The sequence below is a fragment of the Streptomyces sp. NPDC021093 genome (genome assembly GCF_044333135.1).
GTDB lineage: Bacteria > Actinomycetota > Actinomycetes > Streptomycetales > Streptomycetaceae > Streptomyces.
Genome location: NZ_JBIRQJ010000009.1, coordinates 169,122 through 185,482 on the forward strand (window position 1 = coordinate 169,122; position 16,361 = coordinate 185,482).

At 70.1% G+C, this 16,361-nt stretch carries 12 protein-coding genes and 3 pseudogenes; 9 read left to right on the forward strand and 6 right to left on the reverse strand.

Annotated features, from left to right (window positions below; translation table 11 throughout):
- Positions 1–11 precede the first annotated feature (11 nt).
- Both ACH4SP_RS28125 and ACH4SP_RS28130 read right to left on the reverse strand, forming a co-directional pair.
- Positions 12–1,016, reverse strand: a complete 1,005-nt coding sequence (locus ACH4SP_RS28125) for a hypothetical protein (RefSeq protein WP_398418678.1) — start codon at positions 1,014–1,016, stop codon at positions 12–14.
- Between the two features lie 13 nt (positions 1,017–1,029).
- Positions 1,030–1,476 (reverse strand): hypothetical protein, encoded by a 447-nt coding sequence (locus tag ACH4SP_RS28130; protein WP_398418680.1) that lies wholly within the window; start codon positions 1,474–1,476, stop codon positions 1,030–1,032.
- Positions 1,477–1,713: 237 nt separating this feature from the next.
- Here ACH4SP_RS28130 and ACH4SP_RS28135 point away from each other — a divergent pair, with 237 nt between their 5' ends.
- From ACH4SP_RS28135 to ACH4SP_RS28150, 4 genes and pseudogenes are all read left to right on the forward strand, one after another.
- Positions 1,714–2,232, forward strand: coding sequence for a hypothetical protein (locus ACH4SP_RS28135; RefSeq protein ID WP_398419142.1), 519 nt, complete (start codon positions 1,714–1,716; stop codon positions 2,230–2,232).
- A gap of 123 nt (positions 2,233–2,355) precedes the next feature.
- On the forward strand, positions 2,356–3,195 hold the full coding sequence (locus ACH4SP_RS28140; protein WP_398418682.1) for an RNA polymerase sigma factor: 840 nt from the start codon (positions 2,356–2,358) through the stop codon (positions 3,193–3,195).
- Positions 3,196–3,744: 549 nt separating this feature from the next.
- Positions 3,745–4,038, forward strand: a pseudogene (locus tag ACH4SP_RS28145) (sugar dehydrogenase); the annotation flags it as partial.
- A gap of 330 nt (positions 4,039–4,368) precedes the next feature.
- A pseudogene (locus ACH4SP_RS28150) lies at positions 4,369–4,733 on the forward strand (GNAT family N-acetyltransferase); the annotation flags it as partial.
- Between the two features lie 238 nt (positions 4,734–4,971).
- Here the strand turns inward: ACH4SP_RS28150 and ACH4SP_RS28155 are convergent.
- The gene (locus ACH4SP_RS28155) at positions 4,972–6,111 is read right to left on the reverse strand and encodes an MFS transporter (RefSeq protein WP_398418684.1); all 1,140 of its coding nucleotides are present in this window, start codon (positions 6,109–6,111) and stop codon (positions 4,972–4,974) included.
- Positions 6,112–6,440: 329 nt separating this feature from the next.
- On the opposite strand from ACH4SP_RS28155, the gene ACH4SP_RS28160 reads away from it, so the two are divergent.
- Complete coding sequence (locus ACH4SP_RS28160) at positions 6,441–7,262, forward strand: helix-turn-helix domain-containing protein (protein ID WP_398418686.1); 822 nt, start codon at positions 6,441–6,443, stop codon at positions 7,260–7,262.
- A gap of 194 nt (positions 7,263–7,456) precedes the next feature.
- Here the strand turns inward: ACH4SP_RS28160 and ACH4SP_RS28165 are convergent, their stop codons facing one another.
- Both ACH4SP_RS28165 and ACH4SP_RS28170 read right to left on the reverse strand, forming a co-directional pair.
- Positions 7,457–7,582 (reverse strand): hypothetical protein, encoded by a 126-nt coding sequence (locus ACH4SP_RS28165; RefSeq protein ID WP_398418688.1) that lies wholly within the window; start codon positions 7,580–7,582, stop codon positions 7,457–7,459.
- Between the two features lie 99 nt (positions 7,583–7,681).
- Positions 7,682–8,872: a helix-turn-helix domain-containing protein gene (locus ACH4SP_RS28170; protein ID WP_398418689.1), complete on the reverse strand. Its 1,191-nt coding sequence runs from the start codon at positions 8,870–8,872 to the stop codon at positions 7,682–7,684.
- 126 nt (positions 8,873–8,998) lie between these two features.
- On the opposite strand from ACH4SP_RS28170, the gene ACH4SP_RS28175 reads away from it, so the two are divergent.
- Genes ACH4SP_RS28175 through ACH4SP_RS28190 form a run of 4 tightly spaced genes read left to right on the forward strand, consistent with a single transcriptional unit; the run spans position 8,999 to position 16,172 of the window.
- Positions 8,999–9,607 (forward strand): toll/interleukin-1 receptor domain-containing protein, encoded by a 609-nt coding sequence (locus ACH4SP_RS28175; RefSeq protein WP_398418691.1) that lies wholly within the window; start codon positions 8,999–9,001, stop codon positions 9,605–9,607.
- A 10-nt stretch (positions 9,608–9,617) separates the two neighbouring features.
- Entirely contained in the window at positions 9,618–11,840 is a 2,223-nt protein-coding gene (locus ACH4SP_RS28180; protein WP_398418693.1) for a PQQ-binding-like beta-propeller repeat protein, read from the forward strand.
- 16 nt (positions 11,841–11,856) lie between these two features.
- Entirely contained in the window at positions 11,857–12,288 is a 432-nt protein-coding gene (locus ACH4SP_RS28185) for a hypothetical protein (protein WP_398418694.1), read from the forward strand.
- Positions 12,285–16,172, forward strand: coding sequence for an AAA family ATPase (locus ACH4SP_RS28190; protein ID WP_398418696.1), 3,888 nt, complete (start codon positions 12,285–12,287; stop codon positions 16,170–16,172). The genes ACH4SP_RS28185 and ACH4SP_RS28190 overlap by 4 nt, the downstream gene beginning before the upstream one ends.
- A gap of 77 nt (positions 16,173–16,249) precedes the next feature.
- Here the strand turns inward: ACH4SP_RS28190 and ACH4SP_RS28195 are convergent.
- Positions 16,250–16,354, reverse strand: a pseudogene (locus ACH4SP_RS28195) (iron-containing redox enzyme family protein); the annotation flags it as partial.
- Between the last annotated feature and the right edge of the window lie 7 nt (positions 16,355–16,361).

Genomic DNA, 16,361 nt, shown 5'->3' on the forward strand with positions numbered 1-16,361 from the left:
TTCTCGGCCTCCTACGGAGACGGCGGTGGGGTCGTACTGGCCGGTGGTGGGGGCGAGGTACCGGTGGCGCCGCTGCCCGGCCCTACCGCGGCGGGCGGCTCACCGCCGGTGAACGTCGGACTCGCACCGTCCAGCCCTCGCATGAGATATGTCGTGATCCGGCGTCCTTTGATCCGCTCGTCGGCGGGGTTGTCCGGCAACGGCCATCGCAGTTGGGTGTACAGCGCCCCTCGATGCAGGTCGAACGAGGCTTCCAGCAGGTCGGCGAAGACCTCGGCCTTGGCGGGGGCCCATACAAACGTGGCTGCCAGGGCGACTGCGAGCCCGATGGGCAGGGCCCACAGCGTCCAGGGCGTGAAGGCGGTGAAGAGGATCCCCCACACGCAGGCGCCGACCGAGGCGTCCAAGGACCTGCGGGCAGCGGCCAGTTCGCTACGGGGCGCATCGGGCAGCAGGAGCCACAGATGAGGCCAGACAACGACCGCATCCAGCCCGTACTTGTCGATCGGTCGGGTCTCGGCGGCGCGCAGCACGTTGCCGAGACGCGTCGGCAGCAGCCGCGGCCCAGTGGGCAGGCGTCGAAGTCGTCTGTCGACACGCGTGTACCGTGCACGCTGTTCAGGCGTCGCGCTGCCGTCGTGGACCGGCCCGGCCAGCGTCTGGAATTCGTCTCCCGCAGCGCGCGCTTTGCGCCTCACCCTCTCGGTCAACTGTCTGCGGACCGGCCGCAGCGGCGCGGGCCAGTAGCCTTCCAACAACGCCAGCATCGGCCTTGTCAGCCGGTCGATCACCACTCCGGAGGCGCCCACAGCACAGAGCAGCGCCAACAGAACCACCGCCTGCGCGCCACCGGGTTGTCGGCCGAGCCAGTCCGCGGACGCCTCCCACGCGTGCGGCCCGCCTCGGGCACGCGTCCAGGCGAGCAGCCCGCCCAGCCAGAACACCAGAGCCGGCACCGAGACAGCGGCCCACCGCTCCGCCAGCTTGCCGCCGACGCTCTCCCAGAACTTCCCCACGATCAGAGTGCCTTCACCGCGACACCAGCCCCACTCCCGGATGATCGGGACAGTCGGGGATCGACTGTCCGACCGACGTCCGCCACCACGCGTAGGCGCCGTCCTCAGGGCAGACGTACCGCTCGGCATCAACGGGATCGCCACCGTGTGGATTGCCCAACGGCGTGTATCCCCCCTTGTCGCCTGACCGCTCGGCCCTGGACTGCAGATCCGGCGGCAGATGCCGTTCGTCTCCGAGCACGGACGCTGTCCACGCGTGTGTCGCCGGCGACTCGCTCAACAGGTCAAGGATTGCCTCGTCCACGTCCGCGCCGGCCCGCGCCCGACCGAGCAGCCTGACAAGGTTCCGGTCGAGCACCTCCGCGTCCTCTCCGATCAGACCGGCAAGGTACGGCCGGATGGTGCGGGCTACGTCGAGGACCACCTCGTCCATGCCGTACGCCTCCTCGTCCGAGTTCATTCCGTCCAGCCTCGGCCAACCGGCAGACATAGCAGACCAGTTCCTGGGTTCTGCGCGCAATCATTCTGAAGTGTCCCGGACTGGCACCGGCGGAGGTACCGAGTGACAACGCAGTGACGGTGAAGTGACAGGGGCGGACCAGTACCGCGGCATGCAAATCTGTCTGAGGCCGTGCGGATGAGTGGGTTCCCCGGGTCGCCGCGCTCTGCCCGCGGTGCGCTGGTCGGTGTGGACCCGATGAACCCGCTCGCCGGCCTCGTCGTGTTCCAGTACAACCCGGACGAGATGACCCGGACGTTGCAGGCGCGGGCACCCAGTGGCGGGACGGGGGCCGGCAGCGCCCGCAGTGAGGCGCTGCGGCTGTCCGGCGCGTCGATCGAGAACATCACGCTCACGGTGGAGATCGACACCACCGATCAGTTGGCCAACGGCGATCCGCTGGCCGCCACCCTCGGCGTCTACCCACAACTGCCCCACAAGGTCTGGAACGGTGATCGGACAGAGCTGCTGCAACGGCTCCTGGCTGAGGTCTGTGAACTCTGCGGTTCGCGGAAGGATGTGGACGTCCATCACATCCGTCGCCTCAAAGATCTGCACGTCAAGGGGCGGCCCCGGCGATCTGCCTGGGCCCAGACGATGGCTGCACGTCGTCGCAAAACCCTGGTCGTCCGTCAACGCTGCCACCAGGACATCCACGCTGGACGTCCCACACGCAGCAGCCCACGAAGCACGACACTGGAGAGCCGGGTGCGGTGATAGGCCGCATGCCCGGTTCAGGAAGGGGCCGTCGGAAAAGGACCTCAACCAGGGGCACCTCGTCGGCAGCCTACTTCACACGCCATCGGCCTTGAGCTGGAAGATCCTGGTCTCGATCACTCGGTGCTGTGCGAGTTTCGGGCCCGGCTGGCCGAACAGGACAGCACTGCCGACCAGTTGCTGCAGCTGATGACCGCTGATTCTTCCTACCGGGTGCGACCGCTCTCCGCCGTGAAGCACAGCCCGGCCGCGCCTCGGCTCGTCAGGTACGCGCCCCCTGACAAGCCGCCCCTCTACTTCGTCATCGAAGAGGTCGGCGAGGACGTACTGCCGCCCGTCCCCGGGGCGCCGGTTCCGGACAAGCGCTACGGCGACGTCGATGGCTTTCCCTTCGAGCTCGTCGAGGAACACCTGGGCGTCCAGGACTTCCAGGAGTTCTGCACCGAGCACCGGGGCAGGCTGATCGGCTTGGTCCGCAAGGTGTTCCGGGATTCCTGGTTCGAGGTCTGTCTGGATCCGGAGGACGTCGTCCAGGACACGATGGAACTGGCGTGGTTCAACTGGCCGCGGATCGGGCGGATGGCGCACCCCGACCGGTACCTGCGCAGGGTCGCGGCCAAGAAGGCCCTGCGGGCCATGGAGAAGGCGGGCCGTGAGGTCTTCGTGCCCGTGGAGGGGTTCCTCGACTCCTTCGAGGGCATGTTCCGCTCGGCGTTCGGCTGGAGCCCCGAAGACCTGGCAGCCGCCGATCGCATCCGGGACGTCTTGGCCGGCCTGCCGCAGCGCCAGGCCCAGGTTCTCCTCCTGACCGCGGACGGCTGGAGCGATTCCCAGGTCGGAAACGTGCTGGGCCTGTCACCCGCCACGGTCCGGTCGCACCGCCGACACATGAAGAAGTTTCTGAGGTACCGGCTGGGTGCGGATGCCGAGGGGTGGTCGGAAGCCTTGCTGGCACGGGACTGAGCCCTAGGGAGCTACGGGGGTGCGGTTGCATGACGTTGCATGCCTTGTTGGCTGGCCCCCGCCACGCGTCCAGGGGTGCGGTCCGTCGTGACGAGGACCGCACCCCGCCTGGGCACGGCCACGCACGCATGCATCGTCAGACGTCACGAAGGCCGCCCGCTGCGGCCGACCGGCCTGACAACTGGTCCCCAGCAGACCAAGATCCAGGCCAATCACGGGCCAGTGCCGTCCAACACGACGCACAGAACGGCATTTTGGCTGGCCAGGAAGCTAATGGCCCATGTACCGCCAGCAGACGAAGAACCTCCTCGTCTCGTACTCGCCGAACAAGTTGGGCTTCTTCTGGAGCTTCAAGTGGGTTGCCTGGACGCTGCGTTGCATCCCAGGCAACCCCCACAAAGGATCACACACTGTAATCATTCATGAGCCCTGCATCACCATTCACCCCTCAAGGGGTTCCTTCTCGGACCAGTCGCGGACCGAACAGTGCCCTCGCGGCACTACCTCCGCTGCCTGAACGCAAGGATCTTTGATAGGCCCATGCTTCTGCCGGCGAACCATGTGCCACCGGTGTTCGAGTACGACCGCAGCGGTCTGGCCTGCTCGGTGACCGGCGGATACGTCTACCGGGGCGAGGCCATCGCCGACCTGACGGGCCAGTACGTCTACAGCGACTACTGCGACGGCACCGTTCGTACGCTGCGGATCGAGGACGGCAAGGTGACCGGGCAGACGGACCTCGGGGTGAACGGCGGCGAGGTGGTGTCGTTCGCGCAGGACGGCTCCGGGGAACTGTACGTGCTCGACCTCGGCGGCAAGACCTCCCGCCTCGACCCTGCCTGAGCACTGCCCCGGCACGTCACGGCCGGTGCCCTGGGCCCACGGCACCGGCTGTCAGCCCTTGACGGTGGGGCACACCCTCGCGGGTGCCCGAGCAGGTACACCGGCTTCACCGGCAGGGCGAAGAGACGGCACGCCGCCCCCGATGGTGTTCTCCATGGTCCTGAAAGAGGGCCGCCGACCTCCGAGTCCGACTGCATCACTCCTCGTCCGCCCCTCCCCCGGCTGCGGTAACTCCGACCGGTGAGCGGAGGGTTCGGGGTCGTGGATCCTGCTTGCCCGGCCGGAGTGCTGGTCGAAGGCGTGCACGACCTGCTGGATGGCGGTGCCTGGGCTTTCGTCGGCTGGTGCGTCCGACCGGATGGGACGAGGATTACCGCAGCGCGTCGTTGGGCTACTGCCTCGGCGACGGGATGTGGGGCCACGGCTACGCGACGGAGGTCGCGCACGCCCTGCTGCAGTGGGCGTTCGACACACTGGACCTGAACCGGGTCCAGTCCGAAACCGATACGCGCAACGTGGCATCTGCCCAGGTCCTGGAGAAGATCGGATTCGTGCGTGAAGGGGCGCTGCGGGAGGAGTGCGTCGTGAACGGTGAGGTGTCCGACACCTGGGTATTCGGGTTGCTCAGGCGAGAGTGGCAGCCGTCGGCCGTGCCGATTCCGGCCCGCGAAGAGCAGCGCGAGGCCCGTACCTGACAGGTCCAGGTCCGTAAGTCGCGCTGGCTTCTCGGCCGGGTCGGCGGTCAAGTGCCCGGCCTGGTCGCGTAGTTCACCGGATCGGGTCGCGGTCCGGTCGCGCAGGGCAGTGCGGCCAGCGTTGTCTTGGGCTGAGGCCTGCTACCGCACCACCGCCATCGAGCACGGCGCCCGCCTCGGCACCGACGTCCACCCCGCCCCACGCCCGCCAGGCGTGCAGCACGGGGCCCCGCACCACTCACCCCCGGTAGCGGGCGCGGCCCACGGCCGCGGCGATGGTCAGCGGGATGGTGAGGAGGGCGGCCGTCAGGAACATGCCCCGGTAGGCATGGTGTTCGGCGGGTCCGGCGGCCAGGGCGCTGGCGAGCGCGCTGCCGACGTACAGGGCAAGACCGAACATCGCGACGCCTGTGGCGCGGGCCGTCGGGGATAGGGCGGTGGCCCAGGACTGGATCGTGGAGTGCATGAACGCCCAGCCGCCACCGAGCAGCAGGGCGCACCCCACCAGCGAGGGCACCGACGTACTGGCCGCGGCGAGGCCGAAGGCCACCAGCATCTGCATCCCGCCGGCCACGATCAGCAGCACCGGCGACCAGCGCCCGACCAGCCGCTTGACGATCTGCGCCGCGGACATCGAGCCCACTCCGTAGAGCGCGGACACCGCGCCGGCCAGCGTTGCCGAGGCGCCCTGGGCCTCCAGCGTCGGTGCGATATAGGTCAAGAAGCCCAGCAGGACGGCGCCTTCGAGCATCGCGACGGCCATGACGTACCACTGCCAGCGGGAGCGCAGTACGACCTTGAACGGGGCGAGCAGCGCACCGGACGCCTCGCGCGGTGGCTCGGGCAGCCGACGCAGGGCGACTGCCAGGTAGGCGGCGAGCAGGCCGGGCAGGGCGAAGACCAGGCGCCAGCTGACGTAGTGCGCCAATGCGCCGGCGATGATGGTGGCCACCGCGGTGCCTAGTGCGAACGCAGTCATCAGCTCGCTGAGCGGACGCTGGCGGACCGCGGCGGGCACGGTGTCCCCGACGTAGGTGATGGACGCGGCGATGGAGGCGGCGAAGAATGCCCCGGCCGCGACACGGGCCACGATCAGCACGGTCGTGTTGGGTGCGAGCACCGAGGCGAGTGCGGCGACGGCGGCTCCGGCCAGCGAGAACCGCATCACCCACACCCGTCCGAGGCGGTCGCTCGCCAGGCCCCAGACCGGCTGCATCAGGCCGTACGCGAGGAAGTAGCCACTGGCGGCGAGCATCACCGTGGGCAGCGGGGCGCCGAGCTGGATGCCGATGAGTATCACCATCGGCGTGATGCAGAAGCGGTCGAAGTTGCTGACGAAGCCGGCGGCGCGCAGCAGGCGCAGCGAGGCGGCGGTCATCGATGAGGCAGTCGGGCCGGCGGGAGAGATCGCGGCGGTGGCTGAAGAGGGTGTGGGTGAAGGGGGTGTGGGTGAAGGGGGTGTGGGTGAAGGGGGTGTGGGTGAAGGGGGTTCGGGGGTGGGTGTGGGGGTGGCTGGGGGTGAGTCGGCCGTGCTCATGGGGCTCCTTGTGTCCATGCCTGCCGGTCCTGTCGGCCCGGCGTTCACCAGTCCATCACCGCAGGTTGGCCACGCGGCCCCGCAGCCGATTACCCTTGCTCACACCCTGCGGGCACGGCGTACGGACCCGTGAACGGATCAGGGCGACAGCAGTAGGAGGGGTGCGGGGCGTGCACGGCAACAAGCCCGACGACCCGCGCTGCGAACTGGGCGCCTTTCTGCGCTCCCGCCGTGAGCGCCTTGCACCCGCCGACGTGGGGCTGCCCGGCTCGCCGCGGCGCCGCACCCCGGGGCTGCGGCGCGAGGAGGTCGCGGAGAGGGCAGGGGTCAGTACCTCCTGGTACGCCTGGCTCGAGCAGGGCCGGGTGCGGACGTCGGAGCAGGTGCTGCGGTCGGTGGCGCGGGCGCTGCGGCTGAACGCGGACGAAACCGCGCATGTGCTGTCGTTCATGGAACACACCGCGCGGGCCGGGCACGCGCCTGGATGGGTGTCGCGCAATCTGCTGTCACTGGTGGAGTCGCTCGCCCCGAACCCGGCGGCGGTGCTCGACCCGCACTGGGACCTGCTGGCCTGGAACGCCGGGTACAGCGCGCTCCTCACCGACCTGGCGCGCCTCGCGCCCAAGCAGCGCAATCTGCTGTGGCTGGTCTTCTGTTGGCAGCCCGCCCGTACACTGCTGGCCAGTTGGGAGTCGGAGGCGCGAAGCCTCCTTGGCCAGTTCCGGGCGCAGGCGGCCCGACACCCGGAGGACGGCAGATACTCCGAGATCGCCGAGGAGCTGCTTGCCGATCCGGACGCCGCCCGTTGGTACGACCGTCGGGAGACCTCGGCGTTCCACCCCGCCGTACGGCATTTCCGGCACCCGGTTGCCGGGGATCTGCGGCTGCGTTACGTCAAACTCGCCGCCGTGGACGAGCCGGGTCACCATCTGCTGGCCTACCTCCCCGACGACCCGGCCTCGGAGAAGGCGCTCGGGGCGCTCGTCGGGTGAGCCGGTGCCCTGGTCAGGGGCCCGTACGGCGGGCGCACGGGCGGACGGCGTGACGGCCCGGCCGCGGCGGTGAGCCGCGGCCGGGCCGTCCTTTCACCGTCACTGGCGTGCCGCGGGGTGTGGGCGGTACGCCAGGAGGTGGGCATCGGGCACGTGCGGTGTCAGGGCACGCGCGGGTCGAGGCACGTCCGGTATCAGGACGTGAGTACCGCCTTCATCACCGATCCGGCGGCGACCGCGGCGAGCGCGTCGGCGTGCTCCTCCAACGGGAACGCCGTCACCAGGCCCGCCAGGTCGAACCGGGCGGTGAGGGCGGGCAACAGGCGGACGTACTCGACGAGATGGGCGCCGGTGAAGGCCCAGGAGCCGACGACGTCAGGGCCGGGCGGCCAAGAACTTTGATTCGGGGCTCTGCACTGTCAGCCGGTCGCGAGGGCGGCTGATGCGTCGATCAGGGTGAGCTGGCCCGGGCTGGCTCGCCGGAGCCGGGCTTCCTCCACGAATCGGGCCAAATCCGCGCGGACGGTGGCGGAGTCGATGAGTTTGATCACGGGCAGCGTGGCGTCCACGATGTGACAGGCGTCGTCGAGGCAGTCGACACCGGCCAGGGCTGTCGCCTGCCGCACCGCGAAGCGGGCCCGGGAGTTGCTGTCCGCCGGAATGGCCGGTCCGTGCTCGGTGGCGAAGAGGTCGGCGGCCAGGTCGAAGCGGCGGAGGCTGAGCATGCAGGATGCTTCGAGGAGGTGCGGGCTGCCGTTCCCGACGCGGGGGCCCCAGTGCGGTGGACGGTCGCCGGTGATCTCGGCGATGTGGCTTCTGAACCGCTCCAGTGCGTCCCGGCAGGCTCTGGCATCACCACGGCACGCATGCCCCTGAGCCGCGCGTCGGGCGGCGTGGGCGCGGATCACCGGGTTCGCTGCCGGGTGGCGTACCGCCTGGTCAGCGAATTCGAGCGCGGCACAGATATCGCCGCGGTGCTGGGCGATGTACGCCTTGCGGACCAGGGCGTAGGCGGCCACCGTTTCGTCCCCGCCGAGTGCACCCCAGCGGACAGCGAGATTCGTCCAGCGCAATGCCTCCGCGGGATTTCCCGCCTCCTGCGCCATCCACCCCGTGTATTCGGCGAACTTCGAGGCCAGTAACCAGATTTCGGCATGCTGATCGCCAACGGCGTGCTGACCGGCGTCCGTCAGGATTCGGGTGATCGACTTCATCGATGTGGTGACGAATCTCGGTCCGGTGGACCTGCCGATGCCCTTCAGCTCCCTCAGGACCCGCTCGTATCCGACGATGACCGGGCCGGACTCGACGATGTCGTCGGTCCGGGCGCCGCGGCGCCCGGACCCGGCCAACTCGACCATGTCCCCGCCGGTGCCGAAGGCCGCGTCGCAGGCCGCCGCCACGGCGGGCGACGGGTTGCGCAATCCGCTCTCCAGATTGCAGATCTGCCCTTCGGACACGTTGGCCCGCCGGGCGAATTCGCGCACGCTCCAGCCGTTGCGCGCCCGAAGCGTGGCCAGGACGACGCCGAAGTCGCCCGGCGGCAGACGCGTGCTCGTGGCTCTCCCCGCCGAGGTCGTCGTCGCTGCCGTGCCGTCTGCCGGATCCATACCCGCCAGCGTACGGGGAGATATGCGGCGGTTATTCAATCCTCGGGGAATAGCCACCGAGGGCGTATTCCGCCCCTAGGGTGAACACGATCCTTGCAGTCAACACCTGCCGGAGAAGGGGCAAATGTGCCGAGCGTCTTCCTCAGCTTTCGCAAACAGGATTCCCGGTGGATGCGGGAGCGCGTATTCTGCGCGCTGTCCGACCGCCTCGGTGCCGAGAAGATCTTCAAGTCGAGCCAGTCGATACCACCCGGTGCCGATTTCGCCGAGATCCTGCTGAGCCAGGCTGCCGAATGCAAACTCATGTGCGTACTGATCGGGCCGGGGTGGCTCGACGCGCGGGGTGAGGACGGTGTGCGGCTCCTGGACCGGGCCCATGACTGGGTCCGCTTGGAGATCGCTACGGCTCTGCGGGCCGGAAACCGAGTCGTCCCGGTGCTTCTGGGTGACGCGACGATGCTGCCCGACGCCTCGGTACTGCCCGTCGAGATGGCGGAGCTGGGGCGCCTGCAGTTCCTTCGGGTCCCGGAGACCCATCTACCGGACGGCCTGCAGCACTTGGGCGACGCGCTGACCGCTCTCTTGTCCGGTACCGCCGCCGGCACCGCTACCGACCCCGGGCAGGGCTCGGCGCCGACCGCCGATCCTGGCCCGCCCACGACCATGACGGCCCATGTGTCCGGCGGCGGCAGCGCCTACCAAGCGGCCCGTGATCAGACGATCAGGCTGACGTGAGGGGCTGACGATGAACCATCCCGGAACAGAGGGGACGCAGCGGATCGGGCCCTACGTGCTGCTCCAAAGAGAGCGCACGGTCGGCGGAAGCGAACTCTTCGCGGCCCGCACCGACGAGGGACTACTCGTCACGGTCACGGTCGTGGGACCAGAACGGGCCGCTGGCCCGGGGTTCCGGCACCGGTTCCGAGCCACCGTCCAGGCGTCACGAACGCTGTCCGGCGCCTTCCTCGTACCGATAGTGGATGCCGACGCCGACGCGCCGGTTCCCTGGCTGGCGACCCGGTTCACCGCCGGACTGTCGCTCCGGCACGTGGTGGACCGGCACGGGGCGCTGGCCGAACCGGCGCTGCGCGTGCTCGCCGACGGCCTCGCCCGGGCACTGGCCACACTCCACGAGGCCGGAACGGTCCACGGCGAGGTGGACCCGGACTCGGTGCTGCTGACCATGGACGGGCCCCGCATCAGCGTCCTGGGGATGCCGGAGCCCGCCGGAAGCCCGGCTTCCTCGCCGACGGACGACATCTTCGCCCTCGGATCGACCGTGCTGTTCGCAGCTTCCGGAGGCGAACAGGACACGGGCGCCCTGCCCGCGTCGCTGCGCGAGGTGATCGGCGGCTGCCTGTACCCGGAACCGGCGGATCGCCCCACGGCGGAGCAACTCGTCGACTACCTGGAGCATCAGGACCTACCTGCGCCGGCGGGCAGTTGGCTGCCGGCGGCGGTCACCGCCGACATGGCCGCAGCGGCCGCCTCGGTGGGTTCCGCCACCGGGGGCGGCGCCCGGGGCCCCGTTCCGCCGCCGCCGGTGCCCGCCGCCGGGACAGGTGTCAGCCGCCGGAACCTGATCATCGGTCTGGCCGGCGGAGCGGCGCTACTCGGCGGAGCGGCGGCGGCACTCGCGTTCTCCGGCGACTCGTCCCCGGCCCCCGAGGGCCGGGCGGGCGGGCCAGGGACCAGTGCGCGGCCGGCCCCTCCGTCAGGCCTACGATCCCCGTCCGCCCCCTCCGCGCCACCGTCCTCGGCGGACGGACCGGAACCGGTCGTCCTGGCCGGGCCCGACGCCGCCGAGGCGTGGTCACGGGCCGGAAAGTACGCCCCCAACTGCCTGGAAGCCTCCGACAAGGTGATCATGGTGGTGGGGAAGAAGGCCACGTCCTTCCTGGACGCCGCGACCGGCAATCGCGCGTTCGACTCGCTGAACACGGCCAGCGACTCCGGCACGGGCCTGTTCAGGTACCCGACGGCCTACGTGGACGGAGTGTTCTACCTGCTCTGCGACACACCGAGTCAGTCAGGCTTGCTGGCGGCGTTCGACGCCGCCAGTGGGAAAGCGAAGTGGGCGATCAACCTCGCCGCAGGCGATCCCGGCGGCGCCAAGCTCATATCCAAGTACCGGAGCAACTACGTGGCGGCCGCGGGGAACACGGTCTACGTATGCGGTCAGGTGCGTGAGTTCGACGGGAAGTTCTCGGCCGAGGAGCCGACCACCGGCTACATCCGCGCGTTCAACGCCACCACCGGCAAGAGGCTGTGGCAGGTCGAGGGCACGGACATCAACAACGTGCTCGTGCCGCCCTCCGGCTCACGTCTGCTGGCCGCCTCGGCCGTTCCGGCAAAGAAGCCCGGCCGTGTCCAGATGATCGACGCCGGCAGGAAGGGCGCCCGCGGCTGGAAGGTGTCCGTCCCGCACGCCTCGTCCTACTTCACCATGGGTTGGCCGCTGACGTGCTACGCCGCCGGGCTGTTCCTCTTCGCCGGCGGCACCGGCAACACGCTGTTCGCCGTGGACACGGCCACGGGCAGCGAGAAGTGGCATCAGCGCTTCGAGGCGAAGAACGGGGACCAGGTCCACATCGGAACCCCGTTCTCCAGCCTGGACGGCACGACCGTCTACGTACCGGTCGGCGGCGACCTGGTAGCCCTGGCTACGGCCGATGGCACGGCCCGGTGGGTCGCGACGCTCGACGGGGCCGGCGACATGGGCGGTGCCAACCTGTTCAAGGCATCACTCACGCTGGGCGGCAGAAACGCTCAGTGTTCGGCCGACACCGTCTTCGCCACGGACAGCGCCAAGACGCTGTGGGCCATCGACGCGGCCACCGGCAGAGCCCGGTGGAAATACAGCGACTCAAGCCAGCCGGACGTGGGATTTCTGTGGACGGTGGGCGGCGACCGCGTGTTCGTCGCCTCCCATCTGACCATTACCGCGATCGCGGCCCACGGGCGTTGAGGAAGGAGGAGAGGACATGGAGACGAGCGTGGAACTCGCCGGGCTGGCAACGGCGGCCGCAGCGCGCCTGATCGATCTGCTGGCGACGGATGGCTGGGGCGCGGTCAAGTCGTCGGTCCTGTCGCTGTGGCGGACCGCGCACCCGGAGAGAGTGGAGGAGGAACTCACGGAAGCCAGAGCGGAGTTGATGCAGGCGGAGCAGACGGGCGGCGACGCGGAGCTGCAAGGGCTGCTGGCCGCCGAGTGGCAGGCGCGCATCATCCGCCTCATGGCCACGCGGCCGGACACCGTGGACGAGCTGCGCGCGCTGCTCGCCGGAGACCTGCGTACCGCCGGGGCTCCGGAGCAGCGGATCACGGGCTCGATGACGCTGGAAGCGCATGTCTCCGGCGGTGACGCGTTCCTGGCCGGCCGGGACATGAATGTCACCAGGGGCGGACCGGCGTGACGGAGAACGGCACCGGCGCCCCGCCTCCCGACAGGCCGCCCCTCTGGCAGCCGAAACAGCAGGAGGCGAGTGCGACCGGCGGGGGCAGCGTCTACCAGGCGGGCCGGGACCTCCACGTTCGCCACGGCGACGAGGGACGCAGAACCGTGCCCGGACCCGGCGCCGACCAACTGCTGTGCCCGTACCCGGGCCTGGCCCCGTTCGGTGCCCGGCACAAGCAGTGGTTCTACGGCCGCGAGCGCATGGTTCACCTCGTGTGCGAGAGGATGGACGCCCGGATGCGTGAGGGCGGCCCGCTGGTGCTGATCGGTCCTTCGGGGGCCGGGAAGTCGTCCCTGCTCGCGGCCGGTGTGCTGCCGGCTCTGGACGAGGGCCGGCTGCCGGTGGCGGGCTCCAGCACCTGGCCACGGCTGCTGCTGACCCCGACGGCCTCCCCGGCCCTGGCACTGGCGGCCGCCGCCGGGCTCGACGCCGAGACCGCCGGGCGCACGGTACCGGCGTGGCGAGCCGATCCCGCACGGTGCGTTGCCGAACTGCGCGAGATCACCGAAGCCGAAGACGCGGTCCCCACCGGTGAGACCCACTCCACGGGCCTGGTCGTCGTGGTCGACCAGTTCGAGGAGATCTTCACGGCCTGCGGTGACGAGACCGAACGGCAATGGCTCATCGATGTGCTCGACCGTCTGGCCCGGCCCGGGAGCGGTGCGGTCGTGGTGCTGGGAGTCCGCGCGGACTTCTACGCGGCGTGCACGGCCCATCCGCAGCTCCGAGCGGCGCTACGAGCCGAGCCGGTCCTGCTGGAGCCGATGACGGAGGACGAACTCAAGGACGTGATCCGTCGCCCTGCCGACAACGTGGGACTCGGCGTCGAGGACGGGCTGGTCGAGGTACTCCTGGCGGACCTGGGCGCGGTCGGCGGGCCGGTCGGAACGGGCGCCACGGGCCGGTTGCCGCTGCTCGCACACGCGCTGCGGGCCACCTGGCAGCAGCGCCACGGCCACACGCTCACCGTGGACGGATACCGCGTAACCGGCGGCATCCAGGGCGCCATCGCCACCACGGCGAACAGGCTCTATGACACTCTGCCGCCGTCCTGCCACGAGGCCGCACGATGGGTGTTCCTGCGGCTCGTCATTGTCGGGCGCGACGCCGACGACAGTCGCCGTCGCGTCCCGAACGACGAACTGCTGCGTGATGCGCCCGACCCGGACGCTGCCGCCAGAGTCCTTGACGACTTCACCCGAGGCCGGTTGTTGACGCGGGACCAGGAAACGGTGGTGATGGCACATGAGGTGCTCATCCGCGCCTGGCCCCGGCTGCGGGGCTGGATCGAGCACGACCGCAACGGGAACCTCGTACGACAGGACGTGGAAGAGGCTGCCGCGACCTGGAAACAGGCGGGCCAGGAGGCTGCCACGCTGTATCGCGGCAACCGGCTGGCGGCTGCCCTGGCCTGGGCGGAGACACGCGGCACGGAACTCAGCGGCGTCGCCCGGGCGTTTCTGGCAGCCGCCGACCGCCACCAGCGGCGCGGGCAACGAGTGCGGCGCGCAGCGGTCGCCACCCTCACCGCCCTGGCCGTGGTCGCCTCGCTGGCCGCGGTGTTCGCCTTCCGGCAGGAGTCCCAGGCCAGGGACGCCACCACCCGGGCCCTGCAGGCACGCGACCAGGCAATCAACGCCGCAGTCACCTCCGCATCCGTCCAACTGGCGCCGACCGACCCCTCGTTGTCCGCTCAACTCGCGCTGACCGCCTACCGCATGGACCCGACCGCGGAGGCGGCGTCCCGGCTCATCAGTACCGAGAACACGCCGTTGGCCACCCGGCTTCCCGGCCCACGCGGCGCGGTGTACACCGTGGCCTACAGCCCCGACGGACACATGCTGGCGGCCGGGAACGCCCACCAGAACCTCGTCCGGCTGTGGGACGTCTCCGATCCCGGCCGACCGGTGGCACTGGGCCGACCCGTACCTGTGGACCGGTCCGTCAACTCGATCTGGTCGCTCGAGTTCAGCCCGGACGGCCGAGTGCTGGCCGTGGGCGGCCACACCAGCAACAAAGGCGACGGCGGTTCCGGCGGGTTCGTCGACCTGTGGAGTCTGACCAGCCCCAGCCACCCCGTCCTGCTCGGCCGCCCCAAGAGTCCTGCCGTCAAGGGACTGGACGCATTGGCCTCCGTCGAGTCGCTGGCGTTCAGCCCCGACGGCCGCACGCTGGCTGCCGGATGGCACGCCGGACTGGTCAGCCTGTGGGATGTCACTCGCCCCGATGATGCCCGCCCCGCGGGGGCACTGAGCCTCGACTGTCCCGGTGTCTTCTCTCATCGCGTCGCCTTCAGCCCCACAGGCCGCACCTTGGCCGCCGCATGCGACGACGCCGCCGGCACGATCAGCCTGTGGGACCTCACCGACCCGGCCCGGCCCGACCGCGGTCGTACCGTGAAGGCCGGGCGCTCCGTGGACGCTCTCGCGTTCAGCCCCGACGGCCGCACCCTGGCCGCCGGGGCGACCGACAGTTCGGTCCACCTGTGGAAGGAGGCGGACACCGACCGCCCAGCTCGGCTGGGCATGCCGTTGAAGGGTCCCGCCCAGCCCGTCATGTCGGTGGCGTTCAGCCCCGACGGAAGAACCCTTGCGGCGGGCAGCGCCGACCACACCATCCACCTGTGGAACGTCTCCCGTCCCAAGGCCATCGTCCCCCTGGGCCGACCGCTGACCGGCCCCGGCTCCGCGGTCACCGACGTGGTGTTCAGCCCGGACAGCCGGACTCTCGCCGCGGGAAACACCGACGGCAAGGTCGATCTGTGGAATCTGCCGCCGACCCGGATCATCGGCGCCGGAGGCAATGTGGCATCCGTGGCGTTCAGCCCGGACGGCCGCACCCTGGCCGCGGGAAACCAGAACAGGACCGTCTCACTGTGGAACACCGCCGACCCGAACAACCCGGTTCCTCGCGGTGATCCCCTCACGGGCCCCAAGGGCCCGGTCAACGCCGTGGTCTTCAGCCCGGACGGCCGCACCCTGGCCGCAGGCGACAGCGGTGGCAGCGTCACGCTGTGGAACACCGCCGACCCCAGCCACCCCGTTCGTCTGTCCGAACCCCTCACCGGTGCGAACGGGCTCATCTTCGCCCTCACGTTCAGCCCCGACGGCCACACCCTGGCCGCTGCCGGAGACGCCGACCGCGGCAGCATCGCCCTGTGGGACGTCAGCGACCCGTCACACCCCGTCTCCCAGTCCGGCATCGCCAATTCGAAGACGCAGTCCGTCCAGACCCTGTCATTCAGCCCCGACGGCACGGTGCTGGCGGCCGGCGGCGACGGAAGCAACGGCAGCGTCGGACTGTGGAGCTCGAAGGACCTCGGGGTCCGCATCGGGAAGAAGATCGACCAGCCGACCGCCACCAGCACCTGGGTGGCGTTCAGTCCGGACGGCCGTACGCTCGCCACCGGGAACAGCAGCGGCGTCGTCACCCTCTGGGATTCCACCGACCCCAACCACCTCACGCGCAGGGGCAGCCCCCTGATCGTCCCCGGCGGCAGCCTGTGGTCCGTGGCGTTCAGCCCGGACGGGCACACCCTCGCGGCGGCCGGCCACACCGACAGCGGCACCATCCACCTGTGGAACGTCACCGATCCCGACCGTCCCACCGCCATCGGCCGACCGCTGACCGTGGAAACCGGATTCGTCGCCGTTCTCGCATTCAGCCCGAACGGTCACACCTTGGCCGCCACGACCGACGACGGCGTGGCCACACTCTGGGACCTCAAGGTCGAGTCCGCCATCAGCCGCATCTGCGCCGCGAGCTCCGGCGCCTTGAACCGGCAGCAATGGAACCAATACGTTGTCCAACTCCCCTACGCCCCACCCTGCGCGACAACTTAGTACTGCAACGGCATCTGCCGTGAAGGTTCGGCAGGTGGGTCGTTGCTCTGTTCATGGGTCGGCCATCAGCTCGGCGAGGGCAGCACCCAGACGTGCGGGTCGGCCTCCTTGAGGTGGTGGAGGGAGCGCTGGGCCGCGTACTCGCGCAGTTGCCACCACTCCCCCTCGTCGCGCTGCCGGTGGCGGAGA